This is a genomic window from Pseudomonas sp. P135 (assembly GCF_020312125.1).
In the GTDB taxonomy this organism is placed as follows: domain Bacteria; phylum Pseudomonadota; class Gammaproteobacteria; order Pseudomonadales; family Pseudomonadaceae; genus Aquipseudomonas; species Aquipseudomonas fragariae.
On sequence record NZ_JAGPYR010000005.1, the window covers coordinates 281,524 to 304,751 of the forward strand.

A 23,228-nucleotide genomic window follows, 5' to 3' on the forward strand; every position below is an offset into this window, starting at 1 on the left:
TTCGATTTTATAAGTCGTATACTTCGGTTTTACCGAATCGGCTGAAATTATGCTCAATTACCGCCAACTCCACTACTTCTGGGTCGTGGCCAAGACCGGCAGCATCGTGCGCGCCTGCGAACAGCTGAATCTGACCGCGCAGACTGTCAGCGGGCAGATCAGCCTGCTCGAGGCGTCGCTTGGGGTCGATCTGTTCCAGCGCGTCGGTCGGCAGCTGGAAATGACCGAAGCAGGCCGCCTCGCCCTGCCCTATGCCGAACAGATGTTTCAGTTGGGCAATGACCTGGAAAACCTGTTGCGCTCACAGCCGGATGAACAGCAATTGCTGTTGCGCATTGGGGTGGCCGACGTCGTGCCCAAGTCCATTGTCTACCGCCTGATTGCCCCGACCATGACGCTGGATGAGTCCATTCGCATCACCTGTCGCGAGGACAAGCTGGAACGACTGCTGGCAGACCTGGCCATCCAGCGTCTGGACCTGGTGATTTCCGACAGCCCCATGCCGCCGCACCTGGACATCAAGGGTTACAGCCAGAAGCTGGGAGAATGCGGGGTCAGTTTTTTCGCCACGCGTGAAATGGCGGAGCGTATCGGGACAAATTTTCCGCAGTGCATGCATGGAGCACCGCTGCTGATTCCGGGTCAGGAGACCGTGGTTCGAGGCAGACTGATGCGCTGGTTTGCCGAACAGGGCATTCAGCCACGCATCATCGGCGAATTCGATGACAGCGCACTGATGAAGGCGTTTGGCAAATCCGGCAGCGGCGTGTTCGTGGCGCCCAGCGTGATCGCCGACGAAGTGCAGAACCAGTATGGCGTACAAGTGATTGGCCATACTGATGCGGTGACCGAATCGTTCTACGCCATCACCGTGGAGCGCAAGGTCAAGCACCCCGGCGTCGTCGCCATTGCCGAAAGTGCTCGGAATCAGCTGTTTACCGATGCTGGCTAAGCCGGGAGCGGACCCGGATCACGCTTGATCAACAGCAGCGCCAGCACAATCGCCAGCACGATGATGCCCGCAGCGGCAAAACCGACGTGGCCCAGCCCCAGGTGATCAATGACCCTGCCGCCGATCACCGCGCCGATGCCAATGCCGAGGTTGGCACCAGCGATGTTCAGTGACGCCGCGAACGCAGGCGCTTGCGGCGCGGCCTTGATCAACCGTACATGACTGACCAGAAACAAGGCCGCCTGGGTGATACCCCAGACCGGCAGCGCGAGTGGCAAGGCCACCACCGAATGGATGCTCGGCACCACCGCGACCATGCCAACCACCATGAATGCGCAGAACACCAGGCTGGCAATCAACGGATGGCGGTCGACCATGCGCCCACCCAGCGAGTTGCCCAGCAAGCCGACAGCGCCAAAGCCCATCAGGCACCAGCCCACCAGAGCGCCGTCGAAACCGGCAAGACGCTCGAGCATGTCCGCCAGATAGGTATAGGCCGTGAACATGCCGCTGAACACCAGCACCGAGAGCAGCACATGCCCCTGCATCATCCGGCTGCGCAAGATGCCGAACTGCTTAAGGATCGATACCGGGTTCTGCTTGGCAGCCGTCTTCGGCAGATAGACCGTCAGCAACAGTGCCTTGGCGAACGCCAGAACGGCCAGCACCAGAAAGGCCGTGCGCCAGCCGAAGGCATCGGAGATCAGAGTGCCGATGGGAATGCCGAACACCGTGGCGCAAACGATGCCGAAACCGATCCTGGCAATTGCCCGGCCGGCAAACTGCGGACCGACAATGTCCACGGCGGTCTCGCTGGCCAGCGCCCAGAACACCGGCAACCCCAACGCCGGAATCAGCCGGGCGATACCCATCACGGCGATATTGGGCGCCAGCGCCGCCAGGACATTTGCAAAGCCGAACAGCACCAGGATGCTGACAAACAGGCGCTTGCGCTCGAAGCGCGAAAAATAGGCGGTCAGAAAAGGACCAAAGGCGGCGACGGTAAACGCAAACAGCGTCACCAGCAGACCTGCCTGGGAGACCGTGACATTCAGGTCGCGGGCAACCGCTGGCAAAAGACCGACGATGACGAATTCTGTGGTCAGCACGGTAAACCCGGCGGCTGACAGCAGAAGGATGGGCAACAACATGAATACTCCAGAACAACAACAGAGCCCGCTGCAATAGCGCGGCCTGCGGGAGGCGGATTAAAGTAGCTTGAAGATGACTGTCACGCCAATGCTTCGCACTGGCATGCATTTTGTGAAGCAGTGTCTGCGACGCCTTTGCGCTTGATACCGCGCAAGACTGCAGATGTGTGACGCGCAGCGTCACCCAATGCATGCCAACGCGGAGCATTGGCACGATAGTCAGTTGGCTTTGTGTATAACGCCGGGGGCCGAGACCATCAACCAGGTCTCAGCCCCGCACTGTTTAGAACTTGCCCATGAAATCGCGCTTGCCGATTTCAACGCCGTTATGGCGCAGCAGATCGTAGGCAGTCGTGACGTGAAAGAAGAACTGCGGCAAGGCGTAGCTGAGCAGATAGGCCTGACCGTTCAGGCGTTTTTCCTTTTCAGTGCCGGGGCGCAGGACGATTTCGATGCCTTCCTTGCCGTCGACCTGATCAGGAGTGATGCTGCCGATGAACGCGAGTGTCCTGGCAAGCAGTGCCTGCAACTCGGCAAAGGTGGTTTCGGTGTCATCGTACTGCGGGATCTCGACGCCTGCCAGACGCGCCGACGCACCCTTGGCAAAATCGACAGCGATCTGCACCTGACGGGTAAACGGCAGCATGTCCGGGAACAGACGCGCCTGCAGCAGGGCTGGTGGCTGTATTTTCTTCTCGGTCGCGTAAGCTTCGGCTTTGGTCAGAACGTCGCTCAGCGCGTTGAGCATTTGCTGAAAGACAGGAATGGAAGCGGCGTACAGGGAAATAGACATGACATATCCTGATTGAGAAAGGCGCAATTATAGACCCACACGACGCCAAACGCCGTGACACTTTTCAGCGCCCCTGCAGATCCGTGCAGCAGACGCTGGCAATAATGTCCGCCACGCCCTACGCTGATCCACCGCCATCACTCAGGGAAGCGTCATGTCCATCGAATCGTCCTCCACCGAATCCTCCCCGAATACCGAGGCGTTACAACTCAACGGCACTGAAGTGCGCATTCTGGGCTGCCTGATCGAAAAACAGGCGACCAACCCGGAAACCTACCCGCTGACCCTCAATGCACTGGTGACGGCCTGCAACCAGAAGACCAGTCGTGACCCGGTCATGAACCTCACCCAGGGTCAGGTCGGCCAGAGCCTGCGTGCCCTGGAAGGCCGCGGTCTGACGCGGCTGGTCATGGGCAGTCGCGCCGATCGCTGGGAGCACAGGGTCGACAAGGGGCTGGAGCTGGTCCCGGCGCAGGTGATACTCACTGGCCTGTTGCTGCTGCGCGGGCCGCAGACCGTCAACGAGCTGCTGACCCGCAGTAACCGCATGCATGATTTCGAGGACAGCGAGCAGGTCATCCACCAGCTGGAACGCCTGATCGCCAGAGGCCTGGCGATGCTCGTGCCGCGCCAGTCGGGCCAGCGCGAAGACCGTTACATGCATCTGCTCGGTGACCCGGAATCGCTGCAGGAACTGCTTGCCGCTCGCCAACAGGCACCGGAGCGACATTCTGCAAGCCCGGCGGCCAACTCGCGTATCGATGAACTGGAGGCACGGGTCGCGGCCCTTGAAGAACGCCTGGCCAGACTGGAACGCGCCCTGCCCGACCTGACGACCTGACGACTAGCCGGCTCTTGCGAAGGCTGCAGCCTGCTGATACTGCTCGTCGGTCGGGCGCACGCCGGTATAGAGCACAAACTGCTCCAGTGCCTGGATCGCCGCCACTTCATCACCACTCACCACACGCTTGCCCAAACGACGTGCAGCCTGGATCAGCGGCGTGTCGGCGGGGGTAGCCACCACATCGAAAACCGTTTCAGCAGCGTCGATGGCTTGCAGGTCAAACGACAGTTCGTCAGCTTGCGCGCCCTGCATGCCTAACGGAGTGACGTTGACCAGCAAGGGGGGTCGCGCACTGCCCAGCTCCGCTTGCCAGCGAAAGCCGCACGCCTCTGCCAGACGCCGGCCGGCCTGCTCGTTGCGGGCCACGATCAGCCCCTCGGTGAAACCCGCATCGCGCAGCGCGAACGCCACTGCCTTGGCCATCCCCCCGCTTCCACGCAGGGCAAACGCGCTGCGCGGCACCGCATGGCTCTCCATCAGTTGAGCGACGGCGATGTAATCGGTGTTGAACGCCTTCAGATGCCCGTCGGTGTTGACGATGGTATTGATCGACTGGATAGCGGCAGCCGAGGCGTCCAGTTCGTCGACCAGTTCGATGCAGGCCTCCTTGAAGGGCATCGAAACTGCGCTGCCACGAATCCCCAGCGAGCGTATGCCGGCCACGGCGGCGGCAAGGTCATTGGGGGCGAAGGTCTTGTAATAGAAGTTCAAGCCTAACTGCTGGTAAAGATGATTATGGAAACGCACACCAAAGTTGCCGGGACGGGCGGCCATGGACATGCACAATAATGTCTCCCTGTTAGCAGTGACGGACATCGGGTGTTTCCTCCAGACGGTAATGGCTTGAATCTTCGATAGAAGCGTATGCTACGCACCAGTGAGCGCGAGGACATACGCGGCACACCTTACATAAAATTTACTCAGCACTTTCGCAGATTCTTACAATTTCGGTGTCATAGTGTTATCCCGTGGCAGTGCTTGAGAGTGATGCAGGCGCGCGACAACGGGTTGAGAGCGAGGAACAGTCATGATTCGTCAAATCCCCAAGATCGCCTTGTTTGTAGGTGCCCTGGCCCTTGCTGGCCAGGCGAATGCTGACCGTGGCTGGGGTGGCCCTGCCGTGGTAGGTGCTATCGTAGGCGCTGCCGTTGTCGGGGCGGCGGTATCTTCAGGCCGCGACAGGACGGTGTACGTCGAGCGCGAGCCGGTTTATGTACAGCAGCAGCCGGTCTACTACGCGCCGCCGCCTGTCTACTACCAGCCGGCCCCGGTTTATCAGGTGGTCGAGCGCTACCCGCCACCGCCACCGCCAGGCTACTACCATCGTTATGGCCCGCCTCCAGGCCCCGGCTATTACTACGGCCCGCCACGCGGTCGCTGGTAACAGAACAAAAAACCCGCCTTTTCAGGCGGGTTTTTCATTGGTGTGCTCACACTATCGGCGGCCAATGCAATGCGCCCAACCCTCGTTGTTATCAATGACCACTATTGAGAGCGTCGATTTCTGACTTGCCCGCTCGCCCTCTACAGTAGCGCCATGGATTGAGGAGGCACGTATGACCAAGGTACACATCATGTCCGTCGTCGGTAGCGCAGTTCCAGCCCCGCTCAGAGAGCGCGGCCTGTTGGCCTGCTGGTACCTGATTCAGGATGGCGAACCCGTCAGCGGCCCGTTTGCGTCATTGCCTGTTGCAGAGGCCCTGTCGCGGCAAATGCAGTGCCAGCCCCTCAACAGCTGACTTCTTCTGCAAACCTCGTGCGTTGCTCCGCACATCCCTTGCCCGCCTCTTTGAAGGCGGGCTTTTTTTGCCACGGAAAAAGCCGGTAACGAGGCTCAGCCGCGCTCGGCCATGGCCGCGTTGACCTGACAGCGATGGGCCAGTTTCTGCAGGCGTTTCTCCAGCGCCATGAACACCACGCGATCGGTACGGCCACTGTCGAGTTCATCGATCAGGTCATTGGCAACCTGACGCAATTCGTAAGCCAGCACCACACGGTCATCGTTCAGGTCATGTTTATGCGACTCGAACAGGCGATGCAGGTAATCCTGCAAAGTGTATTTCAGGCTATGCCGGTCACTGGCGCGCAGATGGGTCAGGTTGAGGCTGATACGGCCCTGCAGTTCGCTCAGCTCGCCGCACAGGTACTGCATGCGCCGCGCGTAGCCCACTTCCCGGTCACGTAGCTGCTTGTGCGCCAGTTCCGCTTCCTGCTTGCGCTGGATGCCCGGTACTGCGACGGCGGCCATCAGCCCGACAATCAGACCGATCGCCTGCATCCAGCCCGCCCAGTCACTTGGACGTGAGGTAAAGCCGACCCCCAGCAGCAGAATGACAATCAATGACGCGATGATCACCAGAACTGCGTAATCCTTGCTGACAAACCCCTTGAGCATTGCATGACTCCTGAATCGGTGACCTGAATGGCATGGAATGCTAATCGGTGCGGGCCTTGCGCACCACGAATATTCAATTGAGAGGCGGTTTTTGGCAGGTTGCAGAGCAGAAAGCGACTTAACGGCAACTTAATGAACGACCGATTGCGTCATTTATTGCGCAAACGCCCACCCCAGCCCATCGACATACGGCAAAGTCTGCTCATAAAATGCAGCGTTTTGACGCGATCCCTTCCATTTACCACCTTTTATCGAGTGAGCCTTGCTCTTGAAAATCCGTCTGTCTCTTTTGGGCCTATTATTTGTACTTACCGGCCCCATGCTTTCTACCCCTACGCTGGCAAACGAACCTGCCGTCCTGAGCCGTGATCCTTCCAACCTGCACCTTGCCTCGGGCAGCGCAATGGTCATCGACCTGCAGACCGACAAGGTGCTGTATTCCAGCAACCCGGATGTGATCGTGCCGATTGCCTCGGTCACCAAGCTGATGACCGCGATGGTCGTGCTGGATGCCAAGCAGCCGATGGACGAAGTCATTCCGGTGAACATTTCCCAGACACCGGAAATGAAAGGTGTTTTCTCCCGCGTTAAACTCGGCAGTGAAATGAACCGCCGGGACATGCTGCTGATCACCCTGATGTCCTCGGAAAACCGCGCGGCGGCCAGCCTGGCGCACAGCTATCCGGGTGGCTATCCGGCGTTCATTCTGGCGATGAACGCCAAGGCCAAGGCGCTGGGCATGAAACACACGGCCTACGTCGAACCCACTGGCCTGTCGGTGTACAACGTGTCGACCGCACGCGACCTCACCAAGCTGGTGATGGCGGCGCGCAAATACCCGCTGCTCAGTGAACTGAGCACCACCGAGCAGAAGACTGTGACGTTCCGCAAACCGACCTACACCCTCGGTTTCAGCAACACTGATCATCTGGTGCGCAAGGACAACTGGGACATCAAGTTGACCAAGACCGGCTTTACCAATCAGGCCGGTCACTGCCTGGTGCTGCTGACCAGCATGGCCAACCGCCCGGTTTCAGTGGTGATTCTCGATGCGTTCGGCAAATACACGCACTTCGCCGATGCCAGCCGCATACGCAAATGGATGGAGACCGGCCAGAGCGGCCCGGCCCCCGAAGTGGCCCTGCAGTACAAGAAGGAAAAGAATCTGGTCATGAGACAGACCGGTATTCAAGCAAGAGACTGAGTCACACAGGCAACGAAAAACGGTCGCGATGCTTGCACATCGCGACCGTTTTTATTTACCCGAGCAACGCTCAGTTGTATTGAGTGACCAGCTTGGTATTCAGGTAAGCCTCAATGGCTTCGGTGCCACCTTCGGAACCGTAACCGGAATCCTTGATCCCGCCAAACGGCACTTCCGGCAAGCCGATGCCCTGATGGTTGATCGACAGCATGCCCGCTTCGATATAGGTGCTCAGCGCCTGAGCAGTCTTCATCGACGTGGTGAAGGCATAGGATGCCAGCCCGAACGGCACGCGGTTGGACTCGGCGATCGCCTCCTCTAGTGTGTCGAACGGCACCAGCAGCGCAACAGGGCCGAAAGGCTCCTCATTCATGATGCGCATGTGCGGCTTGAGGCCACTCAACACCGTCGGCTCGAAGAAATAGCCCGGTCCTTCGCCAGCCTTGCCACCCGCAGACAGCGTCGCACCACCGCGCACCGCGTCATCGATCAGATCGACCAGCGCAGGAATACGTCGATCATTGGCCACCGGGCCCATGGTAGTGCCCGCCTCCAGACCGTTGCCAACCTTGATTTCACGGGTCAGCCCGACGAATTTCTCGGTGAACGCATCCAGCACCTTGCGCTGCACCAGAATTCGCGTCGGCGATACACAGACCTGCCCGGCGTTACGGAACTTGGCGGTGGCCAGCACGCGAGCGGCGAGATCGATATCCGCATCATCGAACACCAACGCCGGTGCATGGCCGCCCAGCTCCATGGTCGCCCGTTTCATGTGCTTGCCAGCCAATGCGGCCAGCTGCTTGCCGACCGGCGTGGAGCCGGTGAACGTGACCTTGCGAATGACCGGATGCGGGATCAGGTAACCGGAGATTTCTGCAGGGTCGCCGTACACCAGCCCGATGACGCCCGCTGGAACGCCCGCATCGGCGAATGCGCGGATAAGCTCGGCAGGCGACGCCGGCGTCTCTTCCGGGGCCTTGACGATGATCGAGCAGCCCGCAGCCAGCGCCGAGGACAACTTGCGCACCACCTGGTTGATCGGGAAATTCCACGGCGTGAACGCAGCAACCGGACCGACCGGTTCCTTGATGACCTTCTGCTCGATGGACACGTTACGCGATGGCACGAGACGGCCATAACTGCGACGCCCCTCTTCGGCCAGCCAGTCGATGATGTCCGCCGCCGACAAGGTTTCCATGCGCGCTTCGGCCAGAGGCTTGCCCTGCTCCTGCGTCATGATTCGGGCAATGCTGTCGGCACGCTCGCGAACCAGGTTTGCCGCTTTCTGCATCAGCTTGTAGCGATCATAAGCCGAGGTCGCACGCCAGGTGGCAAAGCCACGCTCGGCCGCCGCCAGGGCTTCATCAAGGTCGGCGATACCGGCATGCGCCACAGCGCCCAGCGCCTCGCCCGTCGCCGGGTTGATGACTGACAGCGTGCGGTTGTCGCGACTGGCGCGCCACTGACCATCGATATAAAGCTGTACGTCTGGATACATGAACACTTTCTCCATAAGTCGCTGAAAGGAACGGTGTGGCCGATGGATCAGACTCGCTGATCAGCACCGGCCATCGGCAAAAATACCAAGCGCTACGGCTCGTCGATCTTGCGACGCGTCGTGACGCGCGTCGACAATCCCACAACACGTTTGGGCCCCGTGGTCTCATTGGCCTGCGCTATGCTGCACTTAAGACAATACTCAACTTACACAGCCTGGATTCGAGCCACCAGTCAGGGATGACGGGATCATGAACGCACAGTCTGCCGCACTGCATCATCATACGCCCCGCCTGACTGTCATTGATCCTCGCGGGCTGGAGATTCGCGCGATTGATTTCTGGCGCAACCCGTTAATCGACACGCCGGAACGACTGGTAAACCGCGCCGCTCATGACGCTGCCGGGCATCCGGTCAGCTGCTGGGATGCAAGGCTCTGGGAAAGCCAGGCTGCGGTCAATATTGCTACTGTGTTCTCCCTGAGTGGTCAGGCGCTTTTCAGCGACAGTGTCGATGCCGGTTGGCGGCTGATGCTGGCCGGTGAAAGCGGCGAGGTCGTGGTGAGCCGGGATGGCCGTGGAACTGAGCGAAGTGTGCAGTATGACGCCCAGCTCAGACCCGTTGCCATTATTGAAAACGGACGCTGCGTCGAACGGCGGCAATACGGCGGCGCGGATACTCAGGGCCATAACCAGTGCAACCAATGCATACGCCATGATGACCCGGCTGGTTCACGAATGGATGCCGAGTTCGCCCTGACGGGCGGCGTACTTGAACAGACGCGGCATTTCCTCTTCAATCCCGAAAATGTCGACTGGCCAGAACCGCTGGCAGAACGTGATGCCTTGCTCGAATCTGGTCCAGGTGCAACTACGCGCTGGGCACGCAGTCCGCCTGGCGATGTCATCTCGCAAACGGACGCCCAGCGTAACGTCCAGACCTTTGCCCATAGTGTGGCAGGTCATATCGAGGCCATTTCACTCAGCCTCCCCGGGCAGACAGAGCGAGTTCTGGTTCACAGTATCGATTACGACGCTCAAGGCCACGTAACCTCGGAAACGGCTGGCAACGGCGTTATGACCAAGGCGTTGCATGACGCCGCAAATGGCCGTCTGATTGAACTCGAAGGCACACGGGCAGATGGCCAACTGCTGCAACATCTGCTGTATGACTACGACCCGGTGGGCAATGTCCTGCGTATTGAAGATCGCGCTCAGCCGACGCGGTACTATCGCAATCAGCGCCTTGAACCGGTGTCGACTTATCAATACGACACGCTGTATCAGTTGATCCAGGCTACGGGCACGGAGTCCGCGAAACGCAATCAAGGCCCGGTTTTTCCATCATTCCAGTGTCCCCTCGACCCGACGCAGCTGGCCAAATACACGCAAACCTATCGTTATGATGCGAGCGGCAATCTGCTGCAACTGACTCACACTGGCACCCAGTCCCACTCGCGCACCCTGGTCACTTCGCAAACCAGCAATCACAGCCTGCCGGTTATCAACGATCGACCGCCGGATGAAGCGGCCATCGCTGCCGCGTTCGACGCCAATGGCAATCTGAGTGAGCTGCAAGCCGGGCAAGCGATGAGCTGGGACTGGCGTAATCAGTTGCAGCAAGTGCGGCCGGTGGTTCGGGCAGCGGGTGACGACGACAGAGAGCGCTATGTCTACGACGCCAGTGGGCAACGCCTGCGCAAAGTCCACACGACCAGGGCGAAAGCCGTCGTGCACAGTGCCGAAGTGCGCTATTTACCAGGCCTGGAGGTGCACAGCAACAGCGCCACAGCCGAGACTTTGCACGTTATCGTCACCCAGGCCGGGCGCAACGAGGTACGGGTGTTGCACTGGCAGGCGGGTCAACCCGAAGGACTTGAGAACGATCAGGTTCGCTACAGCTTCGCCGATCATCTGGGGTCCGGCACCCTGGAGCTGGATAAAAACGCGCACATCATCAGCCAGGAAAGTTACTACCCGTTTGGTGGTACCTCGTGGTGGGCAGGGCGCAGTACGATTGAAGCCAGCTATAAAACCATTCGTTATTCTGGCAAGGAACGCGATGCAACAGGGCTGTACTACTACGGCCTGCGCTATTACGCGCCATGGTTGCAGCGATGGATCAATACGGATCCGGCGGGCACAGTGGATGGGATGAACCTGTATCGTTTTGTCAGGAATTCGCCTTTGCGGTTTGCTGATCAACAAGGGGCTGCTCCTTACGACGTGCCCATTACCGTTGTCGTTGCAAAGGACCTTTCCGAGTTCTCGCCTGAGCAGCTATCCAAAATGTATGACGCCAAGGATGCTGCCGTTTCGTTATTGGGGTTCACGCGTTCCGAGCTGCTAAAAGCATCACCGAGGCGAGACGTAAACAAGGCTTTCGACGCAACCTTTGGGGCGCTGGCCCCCAGCGCTCGCGCCGCTACGAGTATCGACGTGGAGGATTCCTTACGGCAGATGCATGAGCTCATTGAGGGCATCGGCAGTCCAGAATCCGATCTGACGCTGTTTCTTTTTGATGGACCCGAGCACATTCTCGCGTCGACTCATTTTCAAGGCGAGTTTGATGAATCGGTCGAACGGATTGGGGTGTCGGCCTCCCTGCTTGCCAACTACGATGTGCTGGAAGTTGCACGTTCTCTTATTCACGAGGCCTCCCATGTCCGCCTGAATACAATGGATGCGTTTTATTATCTGACGGATCCTGACAAGCTCCTCGTCGATGGAGCGGATACCGCACAGGTCAAGGCGTGGTCCGGCGAGTTGCGAAAGTCATTAAGAAAAATCTCGAAGCATGGCCCCAATGAAAAACGATTCGATCCAGCCAACTATATAGTCGCCATGCAGGCGTTGACCGAGAATGCGCACACCCCGGCACAGCGAAAACAAGAGTTCCTGAGCACCACAACGACCAGAACTTCATTGTTGCTGATGAATGCCGACACGCTTTCGTCGCTGGTCATGGCGACCGGACAGTCTGCCCGGTATGCGCAAACACGGATAAATCAGTCTGGACATTAGACGATTAATGGCAGTACCCGCTTGTGCAAATACAAAGTGTCATTGACGCCTGAAAAAACGGTGCCTGCCTGGGCACCGTTTCAACAAAATAGGCGTTGTCGGGGTAATTACAGAATCGGCTTGCCGCCCGTCACTGCATAGCGCGAGCCGGAAATGTAACTGGCTTCGTCCGAGGCCAGCAGCACATAGATCGGCGAAACCTCCACCGGTTGCCCCGGGCGCCCCAGCGGTGTCTCGCTACCGAAGCTTTTCACGTCTTCATCGGTCATGGTCGCCGGGATCAGAGGCGTCCAGATCGGGCCGGGTGCCACGCTGTTCACACGGATGCCCTTCTCGCCCAGCAACTGCGCCAGGCCACCGGTGAAGTTGGCAATCGCGCCCTTGGTGGTCGCGTAAGCCAGCAGCGTCGGCTTTGGCATGTCCGAATTCACCGAACTGGTATTGATGATCGAGCCGCCCCGTGGCATATGCGGAACCGCAGCCTTGCAGATGCGAAACATCGCGGTGATGTTGATATCGAAAGTCTTGACCCACTCTTCGTCGGAGATTTCGTCCAGCGTTTCATGCGTCATCTGGAACGCAGCGTTGTTGACCAGCACATCGATGCGACCAAACTCTGCAACGGTCTTGCTCACGATGTCTTCGCATTGCTGCTTCTGTGCCAGGTCGCCCGGCAACAGCAGGCATTTGCGGCCCGCCTCTTCGACCCAGCGCTTGGTTTCTTGCGCGTCCTCATGCTCGTTCAAGTAGGAGATCGCGACCTGCGCGCCTTCCCGTGCAAAGGCAATCGCCACTGCGCGGCCGATGCCGCTGTCAGCGCCGGTGATCAGAGCGATCTTGCCCTGCAGACGTCCGGAACCCTTGTAGCTCTTTTCACCGCAATCGGGATAGGGGTCCATCTTGCCCTGCATGCCTGGAACTTCCTGTGGCTGACTGGCAAATGGCGGCTTTGGGTATTCTTCGTTCATCTGAATAAATCTCGCTGAATAAAAGTTCTGACTGAAGTGCTGAAGCCCTTGCCGATCGCCTGTGGCGGATAGGACAAGGGCTTTCAACCAAAGGGCTGGTCAAACGCGGCTATCACGCACCTGGCTTGAGCACTACCTTGGTCCAGCCTTCATCACGCGCATCGAAGTGCTTGTAGGCGTCAGGGCCCTCTTCAAGCTTCAGGCGATGGGAAATGATCTGCGACGGCTTGGCGCGACCGTGGTGGATCAGCTCGGCGAGGCGACGGTTGTAAGCCTTGACGTTGGCCTGACCGGTACGGATCTGCTGGCCCTTGAACCAGAACGAGCCGAAGTCGAAGGCCATCTTGCCTTCCTTGGCGAGGTCGCTTTTGGCGCCCGGATCCTGTGGCACGAAAACGCCCACGACACCGATTCCGCCAGTCGCCTTGGTCGAGGCAACGAGGTTGTTCATGGTGACGTGATTGGCCTCGTGACCATGACGGTCGCAGCACTGATAACCGACGCACTCACAGCCTCGGTCGGTGCCTTTGCCATCGGTCAGATTGAGGATCTGATCCACCGCGCCCTGCTCCAGCGAGTTGATCGGCGTCGCGCCCATCTTCGCCGCGAGGGCCAGACGATCAGGATGGTTGTCGACCACGAACACCTGCGAGGCGCCCTTGATCATTGCCGAGTGGGCAGCCATCAGACCGACCGGGCCGGCGCCATAGATGGCAACGCTTTCGCCAGGCAGCAGCCCGGCCAGCTCGGTGGCATGCCAGCCGGTAGGAAATATGTCCGAGAGCATGACGTAATCTTCTTCACGCTCGGCGGCATCTTCGGGCAACAGCAGGCAGTTGAAGTCGGCATACGGCACGCGCAGCAACTCGGCCTGGCCACCTTCGTGATCGCCCATATCGGCAAAACCATAGGCCGCGCCAGCGCTGCCAGGGTTGGCGGTCAGGCAATAACCGGTCAGGCCCTTCTCACAGTTTTCGCAAAAGCCGCAGCCGATATTGAACGGCAGGCACACCCAGTCGCCCACCTTGATGCGGTCAACGCCGGCGCCCACTTCAATCACCTGGCCGAGGTTCTCATGGCCGAAAATGCGCCCGGTCTCGAACGACGTGCGGCCTTCGTACATGTGCAGGTCCGAGCCACAGATATTCGTGGAGGTCACTCGGACAAGCGCATCTGTCGGCTTCTGAATCTTCGCATCCGGTACGTTTTTGACACTGACGTCACGCGGACCGCTATAGACGATGGCTTTCATGTTCGGAGTCTCCTCAGTAAAAAATTCGTTAGGGCTTTTTAGGGCTCACCGAATATCTGTCACAACCAGAAGGCGCCTGTTCAAAGCGATTGCCTTTACACCTGACGAATGGTCATCGATGAGTGCGAGATAGGCTCTGTACGAAAAGTCGGCGAGCGAAGGTCAGGCGAGGCAAAAACAGGCGAGGAAGCGGAGTCTACGTGTTGTAAATGAGCATTCCGAGCCTGTTTTTAACGAAGCATCACCGAGCGCAGCCACTTTTCGTACAGAGCCTAGAGCTGTGGGCGCGTATGGATTGAGGTAAATGAGATTAACGACAAGCCCGGTAGCCGCCGCAAATAAAGGATTTGCATGCTCGATCTTATGGTATACCATCAGACGAAATACAAAATTACTCGCTCTGGGAGTCATTCATGAGCTTTGAAATTCGCAAGATCGTCACGTACACCGAAGAAACCTTTATCGAGGGCGGCAAAGCCACCGACAAACCGGTCACCATGATCGGACTGGCGGCGGTGATCAAGAACCCCTGGCTGGGCCGTGGTTTCGTCGAAGACCTGAAGCCGGAGATCCGCGCCAACTGCTCTGCACTGGGCGAGCTGATGGTCAAGCGCCTCACCGATGCGATTGGCGGTGCGGAAAGAATCGAGGCCTACGGCAAGGCTGCAGTGGTCGGCGCGGAAGGTGAAATCGAACACGCCTCGGCAGTGATCCATACCCTGCGCTTTGGCAATCATTACCGTGAGGCCGTCAAGGCCAAGAGCTACCTGAGCTTCACCAACAAACGCGGCGGCCCAGGTACGTCGATCCAGATTCCGATGATGCACAAGGACGATGAAGGGCTGCGCTCGCACTACATCACCCTGGAAATGCACATCGAAGATTCGCCCCGCGCCGACGAAATCATCATAGTCCTTGGCGCCGCCAACGGCGGACGCCTGCATCCGCGAATCGGCAATCGGTATATCGACCTGGAAGAGCTGGCCGCCGAAAAGGCCCAGTGATCCATCCCCTTTAACGTCCGCGCAGGAGCGATCCATGATTCAGCTCACCGCTGAACACACCCCGGCGGGTACCAGCTATCTGGCTACCGGCCAAGGTCACCCCGTGGTGTTGATTCACGGGGTGGGCCTGAATAAGGAAATGTGGGGCGGCCAGATCGTCGGGCTGGCCACGCATTATCAGGTCATCGCCTACGACATGCTCGGCCACGGCGCCAGCCCGCGCCCCGATCCGGACACCGGCCTGCCGGGCTATGCCGAACAACTGCACGAGCTGCTGACACATTTGCAGTTGCCGCAGGCGGCGGTCGTCGGTTTCTCCATGGGCGGCCTGGTGGCGCGTGCGTTCGCGCTGGAGTTTTCCCAGCACCTGTCGGGGCTGGTGGTGCTCAACAGCGTCTTCAATCGCAGCGCGGAACAGCGTGCCAGCGTCATTGCGCGCACCAGCCAGGCTGCCGAGCATGGCCCGGACGCCAACGCGGGCGAAGCGCTTTCGCGCTGGTTCAGCCGTGAGTATCAGGCGGCCAGCCCGGCGCAGATTGCAGCCATTCGGCACAACCTGGCCAGCAACGATCCGCAAGGTTACCTGACCACGTACAAGCTGTTCGCCACTCAGGATATGTACCGCGCCGGGGATCTGGGCGATATTCGCGCACCGACGTTGATCGCCACCGGCGAACTTGACCCGGGATCGACGCCGGAAATGGCCCGCGAGCTGGCCGCACGCATCCCCGGTGCCGAGGTCGCGATATTGCCCGATCAACGCCATATGATGCCGGTTGAATCGCCGCGTCTGGTCAACCAGGTGTTGCTTGGTTTCTTCGAAAAGATCGGCCTCGACAAACCGGCGTCCGCTCACCATTCGATCAAGGGGATTGTTGCATGAGCCTTACCCGCTTTCAGATGTGCATCGACGGTCAGTGGGTCGATGCGTTGTCCGGCAAGACCTTCGACAGCCTCGACCCGGCGCTGGCCGAACCCTGGGCGCAACTGCCGGATGCTGACGAAGCCGATGTCGAACGGGCCGTTCAGGCCGCCCAGAAAGCCTTCGAGGGTCAGGCCTGGCGCGGCCTGACCGCCACGGCGCGCGGCAAGCTGCTGCGCAAGCTGGGCGACCTGATTGCCGAAAACAAAGAGCAACTGGCGCAGCTGGAAAGCCGCGACAACGGCAAACTGATTCGCGAGACCCGCGGGCAGGTCGGCTACCTGCCGGAGTTCTTTCATTACACCGCAGGGCTGGCTGACAAGCTCGAAGGCGGCACCCTGCCCCTCGACAAGCCGGATCTGTTCGCCTACACCGTGCACGAACCGATGGGCGTGGTGGCCGGGATCATCCCCTGGAACAGCCCGCTGTACCTGACCGCCATCAAGCTGGCACCAGCACTGGCTGCTGGCAACACCATCGTCCTCAAACCTTCGGAACACGCCTCCGCCACCGTGCTTGAACTGGCGCGTCTGGCACTTGAAGCCGGCATTCCGCCTGGCGTGGTCAACGTCATCACCGGTTACGGCCCGACCACTGGCGCAGCCCTCACCCGGCACCCGTTGGTGCGCAAGATAGCCTTCACCGGCGGCGCGGCCACGGCGCGACATGTGGTGCGCAGCAGCGCGGAGAACTTCGCCAAACTGTCGCTGGAGCTGGGCGGAAAATCACCCAACATCATCTTCGCCGACGCCGACCTGGACAGCGCCATCAATGGCGCCGTCGCCGGCATCTATGCGGCGTCCGGGCAAAGCTGTGTTTCCGGCTCGCGACTGCTGGTGCAGGACGAAATCTACGACGAATTCGTTGAACGCCTGGCCGAACGCGCCAGTCGGATCCGGATCGGCAATCCGCAGGATGAAGGCACCGAAATGGGCCCGATGGCCACCGCCCAGCAACTGGCCGTGGTAGAAGGCCTGGTAGCTGACGCGCTGGCCGAAGGTGCACGCCTGCGTCTGGGCGGCAAGCGACCGGAGCTGGACAGCAAAGGCTGGTTCTATGAACCTACGCTGTTCGAGTGCGATCACAATTCGATGAAGATCATGCAGGAAGAAGTGTTCGGTCCGGTGGCCTCGGTGATTCGTTTCAAGGACGAAGCCGAAGCGCTGGCCATCGCCAACGACTCCCAGTTCGGCCTCGCCGCCGGCATCTGGACCCGTGACCTGGGACGCGCGCACCGTCTGGCGCGGGATATTCGCTCAGGTATCATCTGGGTGAATACGTATCGAGCCGTGTCGGCCATGGCGCCTATCGGTGGTTTCAAAAATAGCGGCTACGGTCGTGAGAGCGGGATAGACTCCGTGCTGGCCTACACCGAACTGAAAACGGTGTGGATCAACCTTTCGCAGGCGCCCATGCCTGATCCATTTGTCATGCGTTAACGAGGCCGCTGCGATGATAGAACCCGGTATTTACAAAGAAGTCATGGCGTCATTCCCTTCGGGCGTGACCATCGTCACCACCCTGGACCCTGAGGGCAATCTGGTCGGCATTACTGCCAGCGCATTCAGCGCGCTGTCCATCGACCCGGCACTGGTGCTGTTCTGCCCCAACTACGAATCGGACACTTACCCGGTGTTGCGCGACAGCAGGAAATTCGCGATTCACCTGCTGTCTGCCGATCAGCAGACAGAAGCCTATGCGTTTGCCAGCAAGGGCAAGGACAAGACCAAGGGCATCGAGTGGCAGTTGAGCGAGCTGGGTAACCCGCTGCTGGGCAACTCCACAGCGATCATCGAGTGTGAACTGTGGCGCGAATACGACGGCGGCGATCACGCGATCATTGTCGGCGCGGTAAAAAATCTGATCCTGCCCGCGACGCCGGTCACACCGATGGTCTATCACCGGGGCAAGATGGGCGCACTGCCGGCCATCGTCTGAGGCGGCGCAGGGCGGTTTTGGTGGTTGCAGGCACGGGCGTGATAAACTCGGCCGCGACCCGGGTTCATCCGTCCGGGCCATGCAGCAGCCCGCGCAGTGTGCGGGTTGCCGACATGAGCGAGACTTTATTTCCAGTCACGTTTTTACTTTGACAGCCCCATTCCGAGCACACCCGATGAAACGCCTGCCTCTCGACGACACCTTCAAGGTCAACCGCAACCCCGTCACGCTGCGCGAGATCGTGCTGGACAAGCTGCGCAGCGCAATCATGAACTTTCAGCTGCTGCCGGGTGACCGTCTGGTCGAGCGTGATCTGTGTGACCGCCTCGGCGTGAGCCGCACCTCGGTGCGCGAAGCACTGCGCCACCTGGAATCCGAAGGTCTGGTCGAGTTCGCCGATGCCAAGGGCCCGCGCGTTGCCATCATCACGCTGGCTGACGCGTGCGATATCTACGAGCTGCGCTGCGTGCTCGAAGGCCTGATCGTTCAGCTGTTTACCCTGCGGGCCAAACCCAAGGACATTCGCGCACTGGAAAAAGCCCTGGAGGAAAATCGTCAGGCGCTCAAGGAAGGCGAACTGCAGCAGGTGATCGACTCGGTCCAGGGTTTCTACGATGTACTGTTGGAAGGCTCGGGCAACCATGTGGCCGCGACCCAGCTACGCCAGTTGCAGGCGCGCATCAGCTACCTGCGCGCCACCTCGGTATCCCAGGAAAACCGCCGCGGTGCCAGCAACAAGGAAATGGAGCTCATGGTCGAAGCGATCAAGAGCGGCGACCCGCTGGCCGCGCATCAGGCGTCGGTCGATCACGTACGCAACGCCGCACGCGTGGCGCTGGAATACCTCAAATCCAAGCAGGACGAAGTCAGCAAAGTCCGTGACATCGTCGCCCCCGTCGCGCTGAAAGAACCTCGCATAGGTCGCTGAAATGGCCACACCGCGCTTCTGTCCCCAATGCGGTAGCGCTGATCTGGTTAAGCGTGTGCCGTCGGGCGATACGCATGTGCGGTTGGTCTGTGGCGGCTGTCAGTACATTCACTACGTCAACCCGAAGATCATCGCGGGTTGCATCATCGAGCAGGAAGGCAAGTACCTGCTCTGCCAGCGTGCCATCCCGCCGCGCCCCGGCACCTGGACGCTGCCTGCCGGTTTCATGGAAAACGGTGAAACCACCGAGCAGGCGGCGCTGCGTGAAGTCTGGGAAGAAACCGGTGTACGCGCCGAGATTCTTTCGCCCTACTCCATTTTCAGCGTGCCGCGCATCAGCGAAGTCTACATCGTGTTCCGTGCCATCGCGCTGGAGGTGACCGGCCAGTTCGGCCCGGAAACCCTGGACTACAGATTCTTCGCCGCCGAAGACATACCGTGGGACAGCATCTATTACCCCGCTATCCGGCAGATACTGGAACGCTATATCGAAGAACGTCAGGCCGGTGTCTACGGTATTTATATCGGCAACGACGACACCGGCAAGGTGCACTTTATCCGGTGAACGCCTGAAGCTTTCAGCTCGCCACTGAACGCCTAAAACTGCCCCTCGACGATCACGATCTCGGCCTTGGAAGCGCCCTGCCTGTGGCTCATCGCATTCTGATACTCGGGCGACTGATAACAGGCCAGCGCCTTTTCGTAGGATTCAAATTCGATAATCACCGTGCGCTGCGGCGTGCCGCGCCCTTCAAGCGCCTCGGAACGCCCGCCGCGCGCCAGGAACCTGCCACCGAACAGCTCGAAAGCCGCCGGGGCGCGCTGGGTGTATTGGCTGTACTGCTGGGGGTCGGTCACATCAACGTGTGCAATCCAATAGGCTTTCATCGCGATCTCACTGTTTCATTGATAGGCAATCTGTGAAATATTCTGTCTTATGGTATACCACGATTCATCCACCCATAAAACCGGGAAACTGACTATGGCGTTCGATCGCATCGAAGACATCATTGAAGACTACCGCCAGGGCAAGATGGTGTTGCTGGTCGACGACGAAGACCGGGAAAACGAAGGCGATCTGCTACTCGCCGCCGACTGCTGTTCGCCGCAGGCAATCAGCTTCATGGCTCGCGAAGCGCGCGGTCTGATCTGCCTGACGCTGACCGACGAGCACTGTCAGCGTCTGGGCCTGGAACAGATGGTGCCCAGCAACGGCAGCGTATTCGCCACCGCGTTCACGGTATCCATCGAGGCGACGACGGGTGTGACCACCGGCATCAGCGCGGCAGATCGTGCGCGTACCGTGCAGGCCGCCGTCAACCCGCACGCGGTACCGGAGGACCTGGTGCAGCCGGGCCATATCTTTCCATTGCGCGCTCGCGACGGCGGCGTGCTGACCCGCGCCGGGCATACCGAAGCGGGCTGCGACCTGGCCCGGCTGGCCGGTTTCACGCCAGCGTCGGTCATCGTTGAAGTGATGAATGATGACGGCAGCATGGCCAGAAGACCCGACCTGGAAGTGTTCGCCAAAAAGCACGACATCCGTATCGGCACCATCGCCGACCTGATCCATTACCGCCTGAGCACCGAACACACCATCGTCAGGATTGGCGAGCGCGAACTGCCGACCGTGCACGGCACCTTCCGTCTGTTCAGCTACGAAGACCGCATCGAAGGTGGCGTGCACATGGCCATGGTGATGGGCGACATCCGGCGCGACGCCGCCACGCTGGTACGCGTGCATGTGGTCGACCCGCTGCGCGACCTGGTCGGCGCCGAATACAACGGGCCTGCCAACTGGACACTCTGGGCCGCCCTGCAACGTGTCGCACAGGAAGGTCACGGTGTGGTAGTGGTGCTGGCCAATCACGAATCGTCCCAGGCGCTGCTGGAGCGCATCCCGCAACTCACCCAGCCACCCCGTCAATACACCCGCTCGCAATCGCGCATTTATTCCGAGGTCGGTACGGGCGCACAGATCTTGCAGGACCTGGGCGTCGGCAAGCTGCGCCACCTCGGCCCGCCACTGAAATACGCAGGGTTGACCGGCTACGATCTGGAAGTGATTGAAAGTATTCCGTTTCCCGGCTGACCAGGCAAAAACTCGTCACGCGAGCCCGATAATCCGCCGCCTGCAACCACAGGCGCTGACCGGAAACCGGACCATGAAGGCGTTTTGAGAGGGCAAAACGCTTGCAGAAAGTTTGGAATACCATAATATGACATTCCATAAATACAAGATCTGGTCAGACGCGCCCGACAAGGGACAGCACTAATAACAGCACCTGACCTGTACAAGGTTTCAAGGCCCATTGGACCTACTGCTCCCGATTACGCGGGCAAGAAAAGCCCGCTCAAAACACAACAAATGAGGGCGTAAAAATGGTGTTGAACAAACGTGCAACAGCAGTCCTGGCCGCTGGCGTGCTGGCTTTCTCGAGTGTCGCCGCTATTGCCGCCGAGAGCGTCAACTTTGTGAGCTGGGGAGGCTCCACGCAGGACTTCCAGAAGGAGGCCTGGGCGGCTCCATTCAGCAAGGCCAGCGGCATCACCGTCGTGCAGGATGGTCCTACCGACTACGGCAAACTCAAGGCCATGGTCGAAAGCGGTAACGTGCAGTGGGACGTTGTCGATGTCGAAGCCGACTTCGCCCTGCGCGCCGCCAGCGAAGGCCTGCTGGAGCCTCTGGACTTCAGCGCCATCAAACGCGATGAGATCGACAAGCGCTTCGTGACTGACCACGGTGCCGGTTCGTTCTTCTTCTCCTTCGTGCTCGGCTACAACGAAAGTAAAGTCGGCGGCAAGGCGCCTGGCGACTGGGCCGCGATGTTCGACACCAAGACCTACCCGGGCAAGCGCGCGCTGTACAAGTGGCCAAGCCCCGGCGTGCTGGAACTGGCCCTGCTGGCCGATGGTGTAGCGCCCGACAAGCTTTACCCGCTGGACCTCGACCGCGCCTTCAAGAAACTCGACACCATCAAGAAGGACATCGTCTGGTGGGGCGGCGGTGCGCAGTCCCAGCAACTGCTGGCCTCCGGCGAAGTGTCGATGGGGCAGATGTGGAACGGCCGGGTCTACGCCCTGCAGCAGGATGGCGCCCCGGTGGGGGTGAGCTGGAAGCAGAACCTGGTCATGGCTGACTTTCTGGTCGTACCCAAGGGTGCAAAAAACAAGGACGCCGCGATGAAATTCATCGCCAACGCGACCAGCGCCAAAGGCCAGGCAGACTTCTCCAACCTGAGTGCCTATGCCCCGGTCAATACCCAGAGCGTTGCGCGCCTGGACTCTACGCTGGCACCTAACCTGCCGACCGCGCACGTTGCCGATCAAATCACTCTCGACTTCGCATACTGGGCCAAGAACGGCGCTGATATTGCGACACGGTGGAACGAATGGCTGGTCAAGTAAAGATGACAGCGGTTGCTCCTCGTCAATCCATGCCGGCCGGGGGTGCTTCCAGCCCCGCTGGCGCGGCCAGCCAGAAGGCGCCGGGCATGCCGCCATCCCCTTCCCTCGCACAGCGCTGGCGTGGCAGCCGCAATCTGCTTCCGGCGCTGATCTTCCTCGGACTGTTCTTCTTCGCGCCGCTGATTGCTCTACTGCTGCGCGGCGTGCTTGAGCCGGTGCCGGGCCTTGGCAACTATGAGCAACTGTTTGCCAACTCGGCCTACTCGCGGGTGCTGCTCAATACCTTTTCCGTAGCCGGTCTGGTGACGCTGTTCAGCCTGCTGCTGGGCTTTCCGCTCGCCTGGGTGATCACCCTGGTGCCGCGCGGCTGGGGCCGCTGGATTCTCAATATCGTGCTGCTGTCGATGTGGACCAGCCTGCTGGCCCGCACCTATTCGTGGCTGGTGCTGTTGCAGGCCTCCGGGGTCGTCAACAAGGCCTTGATGGCCATGGGTATCATCGATCAACCGCTGGAAATGGTGCACAACCTGACCGGTGTGGTGATCGGCATGAGCTACATCATGATTCCGTTCATCGTCCTGCCATTGCAGGCGACCATGCAGGCCATCGATCCCATGGTGCTGCAGGCGGGCTCGATCTGCGGTGCCAGCCCTTGGAGCAATTTCTTCAGAGTGTTTCTGCCACTGTGCCGTCCGGGGCTGTTTTCCGGAGGCCTGATGGTGTTTGTCATGTCACTCGGTTACTACGTCACCCCGGCACTGCTCGGCGGCGCGCAGAACATGATGCTGCCCGAATTCATCGTCCAGCAGGTGCAGTCGTTCCTCAACTGGGGGCTGGCCAGTGCCGCCGCTGCGTTGTTGGTGCTGATCACGCTGGTGCTGTTCTACTTCTACCTGAAGCTCCAGCCGGAATCACCGGTCGGCGCCAGCAACGCGAGGTAAACCGC

At 59.8% G+C, this 23,228-nt stretch carries 23 protein-coding genes; 15 read left to right on the forward strand and 8 right to left on the reverse strand.

Annotated elements, in window-relative coordinates:
- Window positions 1-49: 49 nt before the first annotated feature.
- On the forward strand, window positions 50-952 hold the full coding sequence (nhaR, locus tag KBY08_RS10080; RefSeq protein WP_003405479.1) for a transcriptional activator NhaR: 903 nt from the start codon (window positions 50-52) through the stop codon (window positions 950-952).
- Here nhaR and KBY08_RS10085 read toward each other — a convergent pair.
- Both KBY08_RS10085 and KBY08_RS10090 read right to left on the reverse strand, forming a co-directional pair.
- Window positions 949-2,103, reverse strand: coding sequence for an MFS transporter (locus tag KBY08_RS10085; RefSeq protein WP_225651128.1), 1,155 nt, complete (start codon window positions 2,101-2,103; stop codon window positions 949-951). The two genes, nhaR and KBY08_RS10085, sit on opposite strands and share 4 nt — an antisense overlap.
- 283 nt (window positions 2,104-2,386) lie before the next feature.
- On the reverse strand, window positions 2,387-2,896 hold the full coding sequence (locus KBY08_RS10090) for a DUF1993 family protein (protein ID WP_003405482.1): 510 nt from the start codon (window positions 2,894-2,896) through the stop codon (window positions 2,387-2,389).
- A 154-nt stretch (window positions 2,897-3,050) separates the two neighbouring features.
- Here KBY08_RS10090 and KBY08_RS10095 point away from each other — a divergent pair, with 154 nt between their 5' ends.
- Window positions 3,051-3,737, forward strand: a complete 687-nt coding sequence (locus tag KBY08_RS10095) for a YceH family protein (RefSeq protein WP_096135601.1) — start codon at window positions 3,051-3,053, stop codon at window positions 3,735-3,737.
- A 3-nt stretch (window positions 3,738-3,740) separates the two neighbouring features.
- Here KBY08_RS10095 and KBY08_RS10100 read toward each other — a convergent pair whose 3' ends face one another.
- Window positions 3,741-4,556: a shikimate 5-dehydrogenase gene (locus tag KBY08_RS10100; protein ID WP_003369293.1), complete on the reverse strand. Its 816-nt coding sequence runs from the start codon at window positions 4,554-4,556 to the stop codon at window positions 3,741-3,743.
- 211 nt (window positions 4,557-4,767) lie between these two features.
- On the opposite strand from KBY08_RS10100, the gene KBY08_RS10105 reads away from it, so the two are divergent.
- Both KBY08_RS10105 and KBY08_RS10110 read left to right on the forward strand, forming a co-directional pair.
- A complete protein-coding gene (locus KBY08_RS10105) occupies window positions 4,768-5,124 on the forward strand; it encodes a hypothetical protein (RefSeq protein ID WP_003410180.1) in 357 nt (118 codons plus the stop codon).
- A 172-nt stretch (window positions 5,125-5,296) separates the two neighbouring features.
- Window positions 5,297-5,479 carry a hypothetical protein gene (locus tag KBY08_RS10110; protein ID WP_003405489.1) on the forward strand — a complete coding sequence of 61 codons (183 nt, stop codon included), beginning with the start codon at window positions 5,297-5,299 and terminating at the stop codon, window positions 5,477-5,479.
- Window positions 5,480-5,574: 95 nt separating this feature from the next.
- On the opposite strand, the gene KBY08_RS10115 is transcribed toward KBY08_RS10110, so the two are convergent.
- Window positions 5,575-6,135 (reverse strand): hypothetical protein, encoded by a 561-nt coding sequence (locus KBY08_RS10115; protein WP_003405490.1) that lies wholly within the window; start codon window positions 6,133-6,135, stop codon window positions 5,575-5,577.
- A 268-nt stretch (window positions 6,136-6,403) separates the two neighbouring features.
- Between KBY08_RS10115 and pbpG the strand changes: the two genes are divergently transcribed.
- Window positions 6,404-7,339, forward strand: coding sequence for a D-alanyl-D-alanine endopeptidase (gene pbpG / locus KBY08_RS10120; protein WP_032611021.1), 936 nt, complete (start codon window positions 6,404-6,406; stop codon window positions 7,337-7,339).
- Window positions 7,340-7,409: 70 nt separating this feature from the next.
- Here the strand turns inward: pbpG and KBY08_RS10125 are convergent, their stop codons facing one another.
- Window positions 7,410-8,840 (reverse strand): NAD-dependent succinate-semialdehyde dehydrogenase, encoded by a 1,431-nt coding sequence (locus tag KBY08_RS10125; RefSeq protein ID WP_011267663.1) that lies wholly within the window; start codon window positions 8,838-8,840, stop codon window positions 7,410-7,412.
- Window positions 8,841-9,090: 250 nt separating this feature from the next.
- On the opposite strand from KBY08_RS10125, the gene KBY08_RS10130 reads away from it, so the two are divergent.
- Entirely contained in the window at window positions 9,091-11,862 is a 2,772-nt protein-coding gene (locus KBY08_RS10130) for an RHS repeat domain-containing protein (RefSeq protein ID WP_129451047.1), read from the forward strand.
- 107 nt (window positions 11,863-11,969) lie between these two features.
- Here the strand turns inward: KBY08_RS10130 and KBY08_RS10135 are convergent, their stop codons facing one another.
- Window positions 11,970-12,830, reverse strand: coding sequence for an SDR family oxidoreductase (locus KBY08_RS10135; protein ID WP_011267661.1), 861 nt, complete (start codon window positions 12,828-12,830; stop codon window positions 11,970-11,972).
- A gap of 112 nt (window positions 12,831-12,942) precedes the next feature.
- Complete coding sequence (locus tag KBY08_RS10140; protein WP_003405501.1) at window positions 12,943-14,082, reverse strand: glutathione-independent formaldehyde dehydrogenase; 1,140 nt, start codon at window positions 14,080-14,082, stop codon at window positions 12,943-12,945.
- 413 nt (window positions 14,083-14,495) lie between these two features.
- On the opposite strand from KBY08_RS10140, the gene KBY08_RS10145 reads away from it, so the two are divergent.
- From KBY08_RS10145 to KBY08_RS10170, 6 genes are all read left to right on the forward strand, one after another.
- On the forward strand, window positions 14,496-15,086 hold the full coding sequence (locus KBY08_RS10145) for an amino acid synthesis family protein (protein WP_057457943.1): 591 nt from the start codon (window positions 14,496-14,498) through the stop codon (window positions 15,084-15,086).
- A gap of 34 nt (window positions 15,087-15,120) precedes the next feature.
- Complete coding sequence (locus tag KBY08_RS10150; protein WP_054091243.1) at window positions 15,121-15,969, forward strand: alpha/beta fold hydrolase; 849 nt, start codon at window positions 15,121-15,123, stop codon at window positions 15,967-15,969.
- Complete coding sequence (locus tag KBY08_RS10155; protein ID WP_011267658.1) at window positions 15,966-17,447, forward strand: aldehyde dehydrogenase; 1,482 nt, start codon at window positions 15,966-15,968, stop codon at window positions 17,445-17,447. The genes KBY08_RS10150 and KBY08_RS10155 overlap by 4 nt, the downstream gene beginning before the upstream one ends.
- 13 nt (window positions 17,448-17,460) lie before the next feature.
- Window positions 17,461-17,946: a flavin reductase family protein gene (locus tag KBY08_RS10160; protein WP_003405523.1), complete on the forward strand. Its 486-nt coding sequence runs from the start codon at window positions 17,461-17,463 to the stop codon at window positions 17,944-17,946.
- 175 nt (window positions 17,947-18,121) lie between these two features.
- Window positions 18,122-18,874 (forward strand): GntR family transcriptional regulator, encoded by a 753-nt coding sequence (locus KBY08_RS10165; protein WP_003405525.1) that lies wholly within the window; start codon window positions 18,122-18,124, stop codon window positions 18,872-18,874.
- A 1-nt stretch (window position 18,875) separates the two neighbouring features.
- A complete protein-coding gene (locus KBY08_RS10170) occupies window positions 18,876-19,439 on the forward strand; it encodes an NUDIX hydrolase (protein ID WP_032653639.1) in 564 nt (187 codons plus the stop codon).
- A gap of 32 nt (window positions 19,440-19,471) precedes the next feature.
- Here the strand turns inward: KBY08_RS10170 and KBY08_RS10175 are convergent, their stop codons facing one another.
- The gene (locus KBY08_RS10175) at window positions 19,472-19,762 is read right to left on the reverse strand and encodes a DUF1330 domain-containing protein (protein ID WP_024642548.1); all 291 of its coding nucleotides are present in this window, start codon (window positions 19,760-19,762) and stop codon (window positions 19,472-19,474) included.
- A 94-nt stretch (window positions 19,763-19,856) separates the two neighbouring features.
- Between KBY08_RS10175 and ribBA the strand changes: the two genes are divergently transcribed.
- The 3 genes from ribBA (at window position 19,857) to KBY08_RS10190 (ending at window position 23,223) form a co-directional block, all read left to right on the forward strand.
- Window positions 19,857-20,966, forward strand: coding sequence for a bifunctional 3,4-dihydroxy-2-butanone-4-phosphate synthase/GTP cyclohydrolase II (gene ribBA, locus KBY08_RS10180; RefSeq protein WP_024638820.1), 1,110 nt, complete (start codon window positions 19,857-19,859; stop codon window positions 20,964-20,966).
- A 290-nt stretch (window positions 20,967-21,256) separates the two neighbouring features.
- Window positions 21,257-22,282: an ABC transporter substrate-binding protein gene (locus KBY08_RS10185; protein ID WP_003405534.1), complete on the forward strand. Its 1,026-nt coding sequence runs from the start codon at window positions 21,257-21,259 to the stop codon at window positions 22,280-22,282.
- Complete coding sequence (locus KBY08_RS10190; RefSeq protein ID WP_104653129.1) at window positions 22,267-23,223, forward strand: ABC transporter permease; 957 nt, start codon at window positions 22,267-22,269, stop codon at window positions 23,221-23,223. Before KBY08_RS10185 ends, KBY08_RS10190 begins: the two co-directional genes overlap by 16 nt.
- Window positions 23,224-23,228 lie beyond the last annotated feature (5 nt).